The following is a 14,374-nucleotide window of genomic DNA, read 5'->3' as shown; positions in this document are numbered from 1 at the left end:
TCTCACACCTTCTCGATTTCCGGCCGGCCGAGCAGGCCGGTGGGGCGGAAGATCAGGACGAGGACGAGGATGGAGAAGGTGGCGACGTCCTTCCACTCCGAGCCGACATAGCCCGACCAGAAGGCCTCGATGAAGCCGATGACGACGCCGCCGAGCATGGCGCCGGGCAGCGAGCCGATGCCGCCGAGCACGGCGGCGGTGAAGGCCTTCACCCCGGCGAGGAAGCCGATGTAGAAGTCGATCACGCCGTAGATCAGCAGCACCATCATGCCGGCGACGGCGGCGAGTGCCGCGCCCATGACGAAGGTCAGGGAGATGATGCGGTCGACGTTGACGCCGAGCAGGCCGGCCATCTTCTTGTCCTGCTCGCAGGCGCGCTGGGCGCGGCCCAGCGAGGTGCGGTTGATCAGCATGGTGAAGCCGACCATCAGCGCCAGCGTGATGAGGATGGTGGCCAGCCGGACGTAGCTGACCGAGACGGCGCCGTCCATCAGGGTGAGGTTGCCCGGCAGGATGGGCTGCAGCGGCTTGGAGCGCGCGCCCTGGACGAGCTGGACGTAGTTCTGCAGGAAGATCGACATGCCGATGGCGGAGATCAGCGGCGCCAGCCGCGGCGAGGAGCGCAGCGGCCGGTAGGCGATGCGCTCGACCGTCCAGCCGTAGACGCTGGTGAACAGCATCGAGGCCAGCAGCATGACCAGCAGCGCCAGCGGCACCCAGGTGATGCCCAGCGCGCCGATGGCGAGAAAGGTGATCAGCGCCACGAAGGAGCCGATCATGTAAATCTCGCCGTGCGCGAAGTTGATCATCCCGATGATCCCGTAGACCATCGTGTAGCCGATCGCGATCAGGCCGTAAATCGCTCCAAGCGACAGCCCGTTGATCAGCTGTTGAAGAAAATATTCCATCGCCTCACCTCACCTTCTCAGAATCGAAGGCAGGGCGACGCGAGACGGGCATCCCGGCACACCGGTCACGCAACAGCCGCTCCCTGATCTCTTCGGGTCCGCCCATCGATCTGAGGGACCTTGATTTTTGCCATTCCGGAACGTTAGCCCAGCCGGTCGATCCCGGACAAGGCGCGCCGCTCCCTGTTGATTCCGGTAGTACCAGCCCCACAAAGTTTTGCAAGACAGATTTGTGTCCTGCGCATGGAACGGCCGCCACAGCGGCCGGAGCAGGTCAACCGGCAGGGAAGCGGAGGGCCGTCAGCAGCACCAGGGCGAGCGTGCCGGTCGCAGCACCCCACAGCAGGCTTCCCCGGGCAAGGGCGAAGGCCGCCAGTCCCGTTGCGGTGGCGATCAGGCGCGCGGCGAGGTCGGTCGCCTGCAGCGGCCCGATCGGCAGGACGATCATCCGGACCACGAGGCCGGACAGCAGCGCATAGGCGACGCAGGCGGTCCAGCGGAAGAGCAATCCGTTGGGGTCGATTCGACCCGCGAGCGCCACGCCGAGGGCCCGCGGCAGATAGGTGACGATGGCCGACGCGACGAGCGCGCCCCACACTGCCGCCGCGTCGTTCACCGGCGCCGCTCCAACAGCAGATCGACCGCGAAGGCGGCGGTTCCGGCGGCCAGCCCGGTGACGAGCAGCCCGTAGCCGGGAAGGACCAGATGCATCAGCGGACCGGCAACCGCCCCGAAGGCCAGCGCCAGCACCTTCGCCCGCTGCCGCAGGTCCTGCGCGAACAGCAGCAGGAAATAGAGCGGATTGAGGAACACGAGGCCGAGCGTGACCGGTGCCGGCAGCAGGCCGGCGGCGAAGAACCCCACCGCGGTCGCCAGCATGGTCACCAGCCAGAGCGTGCCGGCATAGCCGAAGAACCAGGCCATGCGGTCCTCCTCCGCGATCTGCGGCAGGCGCCTGAGGCCGTTGGCCCAGGAGGTGACGGCGATGACATGGGCAAGCGCGTAGGTCTGCCAGGCCGGCGCCCGGTGGCGCTTCAGCAGGGGAACCAGCGTGACGCTCATCGGCATGAGCCGGGCATTGGTGAGGGCGACGGCAAGGGTGATGGCGACCACGGACGCGCCGACCGCGCTCATCTCGACCAGCGCCACCTGCCCCGGCAGCGCCCAGCTCGTCGCGGTGGAGACCAGCCCTTCCAGCAGGCCGAAGCCGCTTTCGCTGACCAGGGACCCGAAGCCGATGTAGCTGGCGAAGAGGACCAGGGCGGGCATGCCCAGCGCCTCACGGACGGCCGAGCGCCATGCCGCCCCCCGCCGCGTCTCTCCCCGGTCAGCCACGCATGTCCTCCCCGCTGCCCTGCCCTTTGCCTATACGGGAGAACGGCCGGCCGGAGATCCGCCGCCTCGTCGGGTGGGGCATGCGTACCATACAGGCCCCGGCAAGAACGGAGAGCCAGGGTGCGGACACGAAACGGCCCCACCCGCCGGGCGGATGGGGCCGGTCGATGGCAGCGGCCGGAGCGGCAGCGGCGCAGACGGATCAGCGCTTGATGTTCGCGGCGACGGTCTGGCTGTCGGGTGCCGCGGCGACCTTCTTCGCCGGAGCCTTGGCGGGCGCCTTGGCCGGCTTGCCTTTCGCCGGAGTCGCCTTGGCGCTGCTGCGCGGCGGAGTGGCCTGCGCGACATCGAAGGCCGGATCCGGCGTGCTGACGAGCTTGACGTCGCACAGCGGCTTGGACGCCAGATGCATGATGCCGGCATTGGCCGGATCCGAGGTCAGGGTCTTCAGCTCCGTCGGGGTCAGCTCGTTGGCGACCTTGGAGTGGCTGACCATGTTCATGCAGTACTCGCCCCGGCCGATGACGGCCGCGCGGCGGCTGACCTCGTTGGCCAGCTCGGTCCGGTAGGTGTCGAACTGCTTGGTCCCGTTGCCGCCGTGCTTGCGGAAATAGTCGATCATCGTGGCTTCCGATGACGACAGCGTCGCACGGTTCTTGATCGTGAAGTTCTGATACAGGTCGTAGGGCTTTTCTTCCGGATAGACATCGCGGCAGGTCAGCCCGACGACCATCATTTCCGTATGCATGCGCAGTGCCTGCTCCGCCGCATGCTCGTTACGATTGTAGCAGGCCTGCGGCTTCGCCGAAGCCTTGCCGGTGCTCTTGCTTGCGGAGGCCTTGGTGGCGGCCGCCTTGGCGGGTGCAGACTTCGCGGGGGCGGCCGCGGCGGCCGGCAGGGCCGACACAGCGACGAAGGCCGTCAGAAGGCTGGCGACGCCCGCAACGGCGGTGCGGCGCAGGAAGCGGGATGACGTGCGGAGGTCGGCGCGCTGGCGACTCATCTTTGACTCCGGTGGCGCTGTTCGTCGGACGGACTGGACTGGTCTTGTCCGATAGGGTGGTTCTACTTGATCCAGTGCCGGGGTCAACTGGATTTCCCGGCAAGCTGTCCATTTGTTACGCCACCCTGCCGTCCGGCCGGCCAATCCGGTTGCACCTCCTGGGCCGACGGCGGTATCTGATCGACCATGATTCGCATCGGCATCGACCTTGGCGGAACCAAGACGGAGGGCATCGCCCTCGATGATCGCGGCAACCAGACGGCCCGCCGCCGGGTTCCCACGCCGCGCGACGATTACGACGCGACGGTCCGCACCATCACGGAGCTGGTCGCCGCTCTCGAGCGGGACGCCGGCGGCGGGACGGCTCTCGGCCGGGCGAGCGTCGCGGTCGGCATGCCGGGCATCATCTCGCCGGCGACCGGACTGGTGAAGAACGCCAACTCCACCTGGCTGATCGGCCGGCCCTTCGACCGCGACGTCGCCACAGCACTCGGACGGCCGGTGCGGGTGGAGAACGACGCCAACTGCCTCGCCGTGTCGGAGGCGGCGGACGGGGCCGGAGCCGGCTGCGGCGTGGTCTTCGCCGCCATCCTCGGCACGGGCTGCGGTGCCGGGATCGTCGCCCATGGGCGCGTGCTGGCAGGGCGGAACGCGGTCGGCGGCGAATGGGGCCACAATCCCCTGCCCTGGCCGACCGATGCCGAGCGGCCGGGGCCGGCCTGCTATTGCGGCAAGCACGGCTGCCTGGAGACCTTCGTCTCCGGCCCGGCGGTCGCGGCCGACCATCTGCGCGCCACCGGACAGTCGCTCGACGCCGCGCGGATCGCAGCGATGGCGGCAGAGGGCGATCCGGCCTGCCAGGCCACCTTCGACCGTCTGGTGGACCGTCTCGGCCGCGGGCTGGCCGCCGTGGTGAACCTGCTCGACCCGGACGTGATCGTGCTGGGCGGCGGGCTCTCGAACATCGATGCGCTCTATGACCGGCTGCCGGAGGCGATCGCCCGCCGGGTGTTCTCCGATACGATCGACACGCCGGTCCGCCGCGCCAGGCACGGCGATTCCAGCGGCGTGCGCGGCGCCGCATGGCTGTGGCGGCCCGACGAGGTCAGCGGAGGCTGATCGTCCGGATCGGTGCCGGGACCGGTGCCCCGGATCAGTTCGGAAGCTGGACGGCGCGCGGCGTCGCCGGCGCCTCGCCGGTCTGGGGCGGCGCCAGCCCGCGGCGGACATCCACCGGCGGCGGGGTCAGCGACTGGGTCCGGCTGTAGCTGCGGGTATTGGCCTTGGGGTCGGTGCCATACTCCGCCATGCCGGCGCGGAACTGCCCGTTCTTGCCGATCGCCCCCAATGGGACGGCCGTGCGCCGGGCACCGGCTGGGCCTGCTCCAGATTGCGCAGATGGGGGCCGGTGGGGACCATCTCGTCATAGACCCAGCTCGGATACTCCTGCTTCTGGGCATGGGCGGGGGCGGACACCAGCAGCAGGAGGGTCGCGGCGGTCGCAGCGGCGGCGATCAGGGGGCGAAGCATGACAGGGCGCCTTTCGTCCGTCGGAACCAGGACATCGGGCGCATTCCGCCACAGCGCCCCGCCCGACGCGAGAGTGGAAGCGCGGTAATCCCCCTCGCCGCCCTATCCGTAGGCCCCAGCCCGTCGGTCATAGGCCCTGCGCGCGTAAGCCACGGGCCCTCGTGGCCGATGCCGATCAGGACAGCCGGTAGAGCGTCAGCCGCAGCCGCTTGCCGGTGTTGTAGTTGAAGCCGGCAATCCCGCCGAGCGACACCGGCTCCCGCCCGCCGAGCGCGGCGCGGAACGGCGCCTCCTCCTTCTGCTCGACCAGCGCCAGGGCGCAGGCACCGCCCGCCAGCAGATGGCCGGCCGCGTCGCCGCCATGAACCAGCTTCGTGTGCGTGCCGAGCAGGAAGACGAGGCTCGGCTCCGAATAGCCGGCGGACGCGACGATGCTGTCCGGGCAGGGATGGGCGGCCTCCACGAGGCGGGCGGCCTGCCGGCTGACCCAGACACCGTCGATGGCCGGCAGGACGGCGCCATAGGTGCCGGCATAGAGCAGCGCCGCGGCGGCGAGGCCGGCGGCGAAGGCCGGGATCCGGCGGCGGCGGGCGACCGATCGCAGGAACAGCGCGAACAGAGCCAGCACCACCGGCACCATCGCCAGCCCGACCGCATCGACCCGGCCATCCACCAGATAGGGAATGACGGCGACCGCCAGCACCAGCGCCGCGAAGCCCAGGACGCCGAGCGCGGCAGCGACACCGAACAGGATGCGGCGCCGTCCGGGCTCCGCCGCGGCGAACCAGTCGACGGCGGCGGCGGCGCTCAGTGCGGCGACGGCCGGGAAGACCGGAAGCGTGTAGTGCAGCAGCTTGGTCGGCACCGCCTCGAAGACCAGCCAGCTCGGCACGATCCAGGCGATGCAGAAGCGGACGGCCTCCACCCTCCGCTTCGCCCAGGCCCAGGGCACAGCCAGCAGGGCGAGCAGCGACCAGGGGGCGAAGGTGACCCAGAAGGTGCCGAGGTAATAGCCCGGCGGCAGTCCCTTGCCCTCCTGCCCGCCGGCCACCTTGCCCATCATGTCGTGGCCCACGGATTCGGCGAAGAAGGCACCGTTCGACTTGATGGCAATGGCGATCAGCCAGGGGGCGGCGATGGCGGCGACGATGCCGAGACCGGCCAGCGGGCGCAGCCGCTTCAGCCAGCGCACCTCCCTCTCCCACAGCGAGAGCACCAGCGCCGTGGTGCCGGACACCAGGAAGACGATGGGTCCCTTGACCAGGATGCCCAGACCGGCGGCGATCCAGAAGACCAGCGCCGGCCCCCGGCCGTCGCGCCCTTCCCGGCGGGTCAGGTAGAGGTGCGCCAGCGCGGCCTGCCCGATCACGACCGTCGCCAGCAGGACCGCGTCGGTCTTGGCCATGCGCGCCTCGACGCCGAGCACGACGCAGGAGGCCATCATCAATCCGGCGAGGAACCCGACCGTTCCGCCGAACAGGCGGGACGCGGTCCAGGCGCTGGCGAGCACCGCCAGGGTGGCGCCGATCAGCGAGGGGATGCGGTAGGTCCAGATCTCCTTCGGCCCGCCGGCCAGCGCGGTGGCGGCGCTCTGCAGCCAGTAGATCCCGACCGGCTTCTTGTAGCGCGCCTCGTCCTGGAACCGGATGTCGACGTAGTTGCCGCTGTCCAGCATCTGCGACGAGGACTGGGCGAAACGCGCCTCGTCCCGGTCGAAGGGCGGCAGGGTGAAGAAGCCCGGCAGGAACAGCCCGACGCTGAGCACGGCCAGAATCAGATAGGCATAGAGCGGCAGGCGGCGCGGCGCGGCGACCTGCCCGCCCGGAGCGGATCCGGAGGCGGCTGCGGAGGCGTCCGGCGCGCCTGCGGCGACGGCATGGTCGGGCATGGCGGGAGCCCCCGGCACTCAGGAGCGGCTTTCGTCGGCGGCGGACGACAGACGGGTCCGCCGCTTCAGCCAGTAGACGCCGAGCAGATCGACCACCCCGACCAGACCCCGCTGCCAGTTGTTGTACTTGGAGACACCGCGCTCGCGCGGGCGGTGGTTCACCGGCACATAGGCCACCGGATGCCCATGCGCACGGAACAGCGCCGGCAGGAAACGGTGCATGGCCGAGAAATAGGGAAGGTCGAGGAAGGCGTCGCGGCGGAACAGCTTCAGGCCGCAGCCGCTGTCGGTGCAGCCGTCCTGCAGGAAGGACTGCCGCACCGCATTGGCGATCTTCGAGGCCCAGCGCTTCGACAGGTTGTCCTGCCGCTTGCGGCGCAGCCCGCCGACCAGCACCGGCGAGCCCGGTTCACCCTTGGCCACCAGGGCATAGAGGTTTGGAATGTCGGCCGGGTCGTTCTGGCCGTCGCCGTCCAGCGTCACCACCCAGTCGCCGCGCGCCGCCTTGACGCCGGTGCGCACCGCCGCGCTCTGGCCCGACCGCTGACGGTGGCGCAGCACCCGCAGCCGCCCGGCGGCGACCGCGGGAGCGAGCCGCGCCTGCGTATCGTCCGAGGACTCGTCGTCCACGAAGATGATCTCGAAGGAGCCGACCGGCCTCAGCGCGCGCTCGATCTCCTCGAGCAGCGGCAGCACATTGTCGGCCTCGTTGAAAACCGGCACCACGACCGACAGCCGAACCGCCGGCCGGCCTTCTTCAAGAATGCTCACTGATGCAATCCCATTCGCCAAGCGGGCCGCAAAATACTCCCGCGGCGGGGCGAACGGTAGCGGAAAAGGTTGGGGCCGGGGATGCGTTCCCCGGCCCCGCCCCGCCCTGCGGCTGCCCGGCGGCTCAGCCCTTCCTGTCCTCGATGGGCAGCGGGATGTAGCGCAGGTCGCCGTCGCGGCTGACCAGCATCAGCAGCGTCTTGCGGCCTTCCGCCTTGGCCTGTTTGATGCGCGCGTTCAAATCCTCCGGCGTGCGCACCGGCTCCTGCCCGGCCTCGACGATCACGTCGCCGGGGTCGAGGCCACGGTCGGAGGCCGTGCTGTCGTCGCCGACGTTGGTCACGACCACGCCATCGACGTCGCTGCCGATGGAGAAGGTCTCGCGCAGGCCCGGCGTCAGGGGCGCCAGCGTCAGGCCGAGCACCGAGTTCGCCTCGGTCGGGGCGGCGGAGCGCGGCGGGCCGCTGGAGCCGGCCGCCGCCACCTGCTGGGTCTGCGGCTGCAACTCGCCCACGGTGACCGTCACCGTCTCCGCCTTGCCGCCGCGCAGGACGGTCATCGGCACCTTGCGGCCGATCTCCGTCGTCGCGACCAGCCGGGGAAGCTGGCGCATCTGCTCCACCGGCTTGCCGTCGAAGGCCGTCACCACGTCGCCCTGGCGGACGCCGGCCATGCCGGCCGGACTGTCGGGCGACACGCTGGTGACCAGGGCGCCCTTGGGGTCGTCGATCCCCAGGCTGTCGGCGATGTCCGGGGTGACGCGCTGGACCTGCACGCCGAGCCAGCCCCGGCGCACCCGCCCCTGCTCCTTCAACTGGTCGATCACCGGCTTGGCGAGCGACGACGGCACGGCGAATCCGATGCCGACCGACCCGCCGGTGGGAGAGTAGATCGCCGTGTTGATGCCGATGATCTCCCCGTCCGTGTTGTAAAGGGGACCGCCGGAGTTGCCGCGGTTGATCGAGGCGTCGGTCTGCAGATACTCGTCGTAGGGGCCCTGCTGGATGTCGCGCGCGCGGGCCGACAGGATGCCGGCGGTCACCGATCCGCCGAGGCCGAAGGGATTGCCGATCGCCACCACCCAGTCGCCGACCTGCACCCGCTCGCTGTCGCCCCAGCGGGCGGCCGGCAGCGGCTTCCGGCTCTCCACCTTGAGGAGCGCCAGATCCGTCGCCTCGTCGGCCCCGACCATCTTCGCGGGCAGCCGCGTGCCGTCATGGAGCGTGACGGCGATCTCCGCCGCTTCGGCGACGACATGGTTGTTGGTCACCACATAGCCGGCCTGATCGATGATGAAACCGGAGCCGAGCGCCATCGACGGACCGGGCTGCGGCATCGGCGGGCCACCGCGCTGGCGGTTGCGGAACTCGCGGAAGAACTCCTCGAACGGCGATCCCGGCGGGGTGTCCGGCCCCTCCATCCGCGGTCCGCCATGCGGGTTGGCCTGTGTGGTGGAGATGTTGACGACCGTGTCGAGCTGGGTGCGCGCCACCTCTGCGAAGGAGGGCGGGCGATAGGCCGGCGCGGCGGAGGCCGGCGGCGACGCGGACGGTCCGGGCGGAGCCTGCGCGGCATCCTGCGCCGCGGCGGGGAGAGCCAGAGCCAAAGCCGTCATCACCGCGGACAGGACGAGCACCGGACGACACCGAAACGGGGTGGGCCGAAACGGGATAGGAGGTTGCGGCATGGGTCGACTCCGCCATTCGGACGTTGCAGACCCGCCATGGGTCCGGCAGCAGGTCTGTTCGTCCAACAAAACGCGCGAACCGCTGTTCCGCTCCCCCCGTAGTTTTTGAAAAAGGGGGTTGATCGGAGGATTTTAAAAAGCCTCCCCCGTCCAGTGGGCCTACCCCGCACCGCCATGCCATCCGCTAAGTGGCGAGAATCTCAGATCTGCGCAAAGTTATGCTGGAATTTTGGTGTCGAGTTTCCGATAGTCATGCTTACCGACAACATCGCCCGCAAGCCGAGAGCTCGGTGACGCCAGCGCGCTGCCGCACGTCGTCACGTTGGAAGCGAGCGATCCGGCCACAAAGCTGACGAATGACTCAAAATTCACTTTGGCAACCGAGCGATATAATGAACGCAGATACCGGGAACGAGCCGGAGTCTCCCAAGAAGCGCGGGCGAATCCCGCAATCGGCGTGGCCGCAAATTCTTGAGCGCTACCGCAACGGGTCGACGCTGTCGGCGATCGCCCGCGAGTTCGAATGCACCCCCAGCGCGATCTCCTACATCATCCGCAAGGCCGAGGCCTCCGGCACGCTCGGCGACTCGGACGGTGAGCATGCCGCGGTCGAGGACGCCGGCCAGGCCGCGCCCGAGACGGTCGCCGAGGCCGCTTCCGCCGAGGAACCGGCTGCCCCGCCGGCCGCCGAGGCTGTGCAGGCCGAGCCGGCCGTGCAGGAGGCCAAGCCCGCCGAGGAGGCCCCCGCCGCCCCGGCGCGCGCGCCCCGTCAGCGACTGACCGCCAGCCGCGCCGCCAAGGAGGAAGCCAAGCCGGCCGCTGTCGCGGAACCGGCCGCCACCCCCGCTCCCGCCGCGCCGGCCGCGCCGGTCCAGCAGGAAACGCTGCGTCTGAACCGTCCGGAGCCCACTCCGCCGCCGGCTGTCGAGGCCCCCGCTCCTGCCGCCGTGCCGGCTGCCGCCTCGGCGACGGGCGCGGAACCGGCTGCTGCCGGCCGGCCCTCGCCCACGCCGCCGGTCGACGCGGTGGAAGGACGGCTGCGCGATACCGCCAAGGCCTGCATTTCCGCCTACCGCAGCTGGCGTCAGCAGCCGAGCGAGGCGACCATCCAGTCCCTGTCGGACACGGTGCACGAGCTGCGCAAGGCGCTCGCCCGCATCGAGATCGACATGTCGGCCAGCCGGCGGGAGGAACAGGCGATCCGCCCGATTCCGATCCCTGCGCACCGCGCCTCGCGCCGGACGCAGTGACCGGACGTTACGCAGCGATGTCCGGGTCGGTCGCCGTCGGTTTTTAAAAGTGAAGAAGCCCCTTTCCGTCCCGACGGAAAGGGGCTTCTTCTTTTCCCTGCCGGACCGGCTTTTCAAATGTCCCGCTTCTTGAAGCCGCGGCTTTTTAAACCGGCTCGGGTTCCGCCGGAGCGACGCGGGGAAAGCGCAGGGTGAAGGTGACTCCCTGGCCCGGCGTGCTGTCCAGGCGGATCCGTCCGCCGAGCGTGCGCGTCACGATCGTGTACACGATGCTGAGGCCGAGACCGCTGCCCCCCTCCCCGCGCCGGGTGGTGAAGAAGGGTTCGAAGACCTTGCCGTGCAGGTCGCGCGGGATGCCGCGCCCGTCGTCGGAATAGACCAGCTCGACCTCGTCCATCGTCGGCAGGCGTATATCGATGCGCAGGGTGCCGCGCTGGCCGGGACCGAAACCGTGGGTGATGGAGTTCATCACGAAGTTGGTCAGAACCTGGCTCAGCGCGCCGGGATAGCCGTCCATCCCCACGCCCTCCGGACAGGAAACGAGGACGGAATGGCCGGAACGGCGGATCTTCAGCCCCAGGCTGCGCAGCACTTCGTGGATGTAGTCGGCAAGGTCGTAGCTGCGGCGCGCCTCGCTCGCCTGATCCACCGCCACCTGCTTGAAGCTCTGGATCAGGCGGGCAGCCCGTTCGATGTTGAGGATCATCAACTGCGTCGCCTCGGTCGCCGTGTCGACGAAGTCGGCGAAGTCCCCCTTGCGCAGCGCGCCCTTCTCGAACTCCTGGCGCAGCACGCGGGTGCGGTCGGCGAGCAGGGAGGCGCCGGTCATGGCGATTCCCATCGGCGTGCTGATCTCGTGGGTCACTCCGGCGACCAGCGAGCCGAGCGCCGCCATCTTCTCCGACTGGATCAGTTGCGCTTGCGCCTCCTTCAACTCGCGCAGCGCCTGCTCCGCCTCCTCCTTGGCGGCCCGTACCGATTCGGCGGCGAGGATGCTCTCGGTCACGTCGGTGTGCGAGCCGACGATGCGGCTGACCTCGCCGTCGGGTCCGGCGACCCCGATCGTCCGGGTATCGAGATAGACCGTCTGGCCGCTGCGGTGGCGGAAGCGCTGCAGCAACCGGCCCTGCTGCTCGGCCCCGCTCGCGATCTCCTCCACCATGGCCAGGGCCGCCTCGCGGTCCTCAGGGTGGATCAGTTCCTCCCATCGATCGCGCGGATCGCCGGCATCGTCGCCGCCGTAGCCAAGCAGCCCCCACCATTGCGGCGAGAACCACACCTCGCCAGTCCGCAGATCCCACTGCGAAACGCCCTCGCGCGCCGCACGGATCGCCAGTTCCAGGAGCTCGCGGCTCGCCGCAAGCTCGCGCTCCGCCCGCTTGCGCCCGGTGATGTCGGTGTAGGTGGTGACGAAGCCGCCGTCCGGCAGGGCCAGCGTCACCGTCTCGATCACCAGCCCGTCGGGGCGGACCCGCTCGTTGTAGAAGGGCCAGGCGGCGTTGCGGATGTGATCCAGCCGTTGGGCGACCAGCCGATTGGTATCGCCGGGTCCGTAGCCGCCGCGTTCGGCGATATGACGGACCACCGCCTCGTAGGGCTGCAGATAGCGGGGAAAGTCCGGGTCGATGTAGAGGAGTTCGAGCACCCGCCGGTTCCAGGCGACCAGGCGAAGCTCGCGGTCGAAGGCCATGACGCCCTGGCTCAGGCATTCCAGCACGGCGCTGGTCCGCCGCCATGGCGCGTCGAGCCCGACCGGGGCGGGGGCGATGGACAGGATCAGTTCGTCCCCCTCGCCGCGTCCCGCCGTTACGCTGACCTGACGCCCGTCGGACAGGGCGATCTCGGCCGGACCGCCGCCCGCCGCCAGCACCTGTCCCAGAAGCGAGGCGATTGCCGGCTCGATCGGCTGGCCGAGGAGGTCGATCGTGGCCTGGTTCGCCCACAGAAGGCGTCCGGAGGCGTCGACGCGGGCGAATCCGGTCGCCGTCATTCCCCGCCCCCCGCGCGGGTCCGGGCAGCGGGACATGTCCGGATCGCGGCGCTCACCGAAAACGTCATCGTGGTTCGTCACTCTCCGATCATCCCGGCGACCGGCGCCGGTCGGTCCCGCAGTCGGGGCCCATCTTCGTCGCGGCCGGGTTGTGGCACAAGAGCCATGATCGCCCCGGCCGCCGCCGATCCGGCGCCCGCCGGGCTTCTGCAGGACACCGCGACGATTTTTCCCGACGCGCCCTGACGATCATTATCCATGCAGATAGTGAGCCCATCATACCATCAGCGCACCTTCATGTTGCGGTGCGAAATTGACCTTGCGGAATAGCCGAGCGGCACGGTAAGACGAGCCGCCAAGCGGAACCTCCGCAACGCCGCGGCGGGCGATTTTCGAATCGCTCCAGAAAAGCGTCGATCCGTTGACCTCGGTCAAGGGGTGGCGGGGGCGTTGGCCTTAGGGTCCGCTCCGATTCTCGATCCGGAGCCCAGGCGCACGCACATGCCCGACGGAAGCGCAGCAAAGCCAACCGCCAGCGTTCAGCTTTTCGAAGAGCACAAGAAGGTTCATCCGAAGGCCGTCCGCGGCCGGTTCCGCCGGATGAAGACGATCACGCTCGGCGTCCTGCTGGCGATCTTCTTCATCGCGCCGTGGATCCGCTGGGAGCGCGGCGGCGACGCGCCGTCGCAGGCCGTGCTGTTCGACCTGACGACGCCGCGCTTCTTCCTGTTCTGGATCGAGATCTGGCCGCAGGAAATCTACTATCTGACGGGCATCCTGATCGTCTCGGCGCTGGGCCTGTTCCTGGCCACCGCGCTCGCCGGGCGGGTCTGGTGCGGCTTCGCCTGCCCCCAGACGGTGTGGACCGACCTGTTCGTCTGGATCGAGCGCGTCTTCGAAGGCGACCGGGCGGAGCGCATCCGCGGCGACAAGGCGCCCTGGACCGCGCGCAAGTTCCTGCGCAAGGCGGGCAAGCATGCCGGCTGGCTGGCGCTGAGCCTCGTCACCGGCTTCGGCTTCGTCGCCTACTTCACCGACGCGCCGGCGCTGGTGCACGACCTCGTCACCTTCAACGCCTCCTACGAGGCGGCAGGCTTCCTGGCGCTGTTCACCGGCATGACCTACGCCATGGCCGGCTGGACCGCGAGCAGATGTGCATGTACATGTGCCCGTGGCCGCGCATCCAGACGGCCATGCTGGACGAGCACAGCCTCGTCGTCACCTACCGCGCCGACCGCGGCGACAACCGCGGGCCGAAGCGCAAGTCGCAGAGCTGGGACGAGAGGCGCGCCCAGGGCTTCGGCGATTGCATCGACTGCACCCAGTGCGTCCAGGTCTGCCCGATGGGCATCGACGTGCGCACCGGCGAGCAGGCGGACTGCATCAACTGCGGCCTGTGCGTCGACGCCTGCGACAGCATCATGATCGCGCAGAACCTGCCGACCGGCCTGATCGCCTTCGACAGCCTCGCCGCCCAGGACTCCCGCGCCACCGCCAAGCCCTATGTCTGGCGGCTGATCCGCCCGCGCACCATCGTCTACGGCCTGCTGATGCTGGTGATCCTCGGCGCCATGGCCTGGAGCTTCGCCCTGCGGCCGCGGCTGGACATCACGGTGATCCGCGACCGTGCGCCGCTGTTCGTCACCCTGTCCGACGGCAGCATCCGCAACGCCTACACCTTCAAGGTCGCCAACAAGACGCGGCAGACCCGCAGCTATGTGCTGAGCGCCGAGGGCATCGCCGGGGCCGAAGTGAAGGTGATCGGCGAGGAGGATGGCAAGACCGCGGGCGACCATCTCGCCACCATCGCCGCCGATCCCGACAGCGTCGCCACCTATCGCGTCTATGTGACGGCGCCGCGCGGGTCGGTGACGGCGAACTCTCTGCCCATGACCTTCAAGCTGACCGATCGGACCAGCACCGACACGGACAGCCGCGCCACGGTCTTCCTGGGGCCCACCCCCAACTGATCCACCCTGCACATAGGGCGTAACGCCGGCGGCAAGTCTTTC

12 protein-coding genes and 1 pseudogene are annotated in these 14,374 nt (G+C 69.6%); 4 read left to right on the top strand and 9 right to left on the bottom strand.

What is annotated here, in order from left to right; translation table 11 throughout:
- Positions 1-2: 2 nt before the first annotated feature.
- From DEW08_RS23980 to DEW08_RS23965, 4 genes are all read right to left on the bottom strand, one after another.
- Positions 3-908 carry an ABC transporter permease subunit gene (locus tag DEW08_RS23980; RefSeq protein ID WP_109331971.1) on the bottom strand — a complete coding sequence of 302 codons (906 nt, stop codon included), beginning with the start codon at positions 906-908 and terminating at the stop codon, positions 3-5.
- 274 nt (positions 909-1,182) lie between these two features.
- The gene (locus tag DEW08_RS23975; protein ID WP_109331970.1) at positions 1,183-1,524 is read right to left on the bottom strand and encodes an AzlD domain-containing protein; all 342 of its coding nucleotides are present in this window, start codon (positions 1,522-1,524) and stop codon (positions 1,183-1,185) included.
- Complete coding sequence (locus tag DEW08_RS23970) at positions 1,521-2,243, bottom strand: AzlC family ABC transporter permease (RefSeq protein WP_245986954.1); 723 nt, start codon at positions 2,241-2,243, stop codon at positions 1,521-1,523. The genes DEW08_RS23975 and DEW08_RS23970 overlap by 4 nt, the downstream gene beginning before the upstream one ends.
- 202 nt (positions 2,244-2,445) lie before the next feature.
- Positions 2,446-3,246 (bottom strand): hypothetical protein, encoded by an 801-nt coding sequence (locus DEW08_RS23965; RefSeq protein ID WP_109331966.1) that lies wholly within the window; start codon positions 3,244-3,246, stop codon positions 2,446-2,448.
- A gap of 186 nt (positions 3,247-3,432) precedes the next feature.
- Here DEW08_RS23965 and DEW08_RS23960 point away from each other — a divergent pair, with 186 nt between their 5' ends.
- Positions 3,433-4,365, top strand: coding sequence for an ROK family protein (locus DEW08_RS23960; RefSeq protein WP_109331965.1), 933 nt, complete (start codon positions 3,433-3,435; stop codon positions 4,363-4,365).
- Between the two features lie 34 nt (positions 4,366-4,399).
- Here the strand turns inward: DEW08_RS23960 and DEW08_RS32870 are convergent, their stop codons facing one another.
- The 4 genes from DEW08_RS32870 to DEW08_RS23940 form a co-directional block, all read right to left on the bottom strand.
- Positions 4,400-4,594: a hypothetical protein gene (locus DEW08_RS32870; RefSeq protein WP_245986953.1), complete on the bottom strand. Its 195-nt coding sequence runs from the start codon at positions 4,592-4,594 to the stop codon at positions 4,400-4,402.
- Positions 4,595-4,951: 357 nt separating this feature from the next.
- Positions 4,952-6,664, bottom strand: coding sequence for an ArnT family glycosyltransferase (locus DEW08_RS23950; protein WP_109331964.1), 1,713 nt, complete (start codon positions 6,662-6,664; stop codon positions 4,952-4,954).
- 18 nt (positions 6,665-6,682) lie between these two features.
- Positions 6,683-7,435 (bottom strand): glycosyltransferase family 2 protein, encoded by a 753-nt coding sequence (locus DEW08_RS23945; protein WP_109331963.1) that lies wholly within the window; start codon positions 7,433-7,435, stop codon positions 6,683-6,685.
- 124 nt (positions 7,436-7,559) lie between these two features.
- Positions 7,560-9,071, bottom strand: coding sequence for a DegQ family serine endoprotease (locus tag DEW08_RS23940; RefSeq protein ID WP_245986952.1), 1,512 nt, complete (start codon positions 9,069-9,071; stop codon positions 7,560-7,562).
- Between the two features lie 443 nt (positions 9,072-9,514).
- Between DEW08_RS23940 and DEW08_RS23935 the strand changes: the two genes are divergently transcribed.
- On the top strand, positions 9,515-10,372 hold the full coding sequence (locus DEW08_RS23935; RefSeq protein ID WP_109331962.1) for a hypothetical protein: 858 nt from the start codon (positions 9,515-9,517) through the stop codon (positions 10,370-10,372).
- A gap of 145 nt (positions 10,373-10,517) precedes the next feature.
- Here the strand turns inward: DEW08_RS23935 and DEW08_RS23930 are convergent, their stop codons facing one another.
- Entirely contained in the window at positions 10,518-12,362 is a 1,845-nt protein-coding gene (locus DEW08_RS23930; RefSeq protein ID WP_109331961.1) for a PAS-domain containing protein, read from the bottom strand.
- Positions 12,363-12,863: 501 nt separating this feature from the next.
- On the opposite strand from DEW08_RS23930, the pseudogene DEW08_RS32865 reads away from it, so the two are divergent.
- A pseudogene (locus DEW08_RS32865) lies at positions 12,864-13,199 on the top strand (4Fe-4S binding protein); the annotation flags it as partial.
- A 314-nt stretch (positions 13,200-13,513) separates the two neighbouring features.
- Positions 13,514-14,332, top strand: coding sequence for a 4Fe-4S dicluster domain-containing protein (locus DEW08_RS32860; protein WP_342760798.1), 819 nt, complete (start codon positions 13,514-13,516; stop codon positions 14,330-14,332).
- Positions 14,333-14,374 lie beyond the last annotated feature (42 nt).

Source organism: Azospirillum thermophilum, assembly GCF_003130795.1.
GTDB lineage: Bacteria > Pseudomonadota > Alphaproteobacteria > Azospirillales > Azospirillaceae > Azospirillum > Azospirillum thermophilum.
The sequence above is the reverse complement of the archived record's forward strand: the minus strand, read 5'-3'. Positions and strand labels throughout refer to the sequence as shown.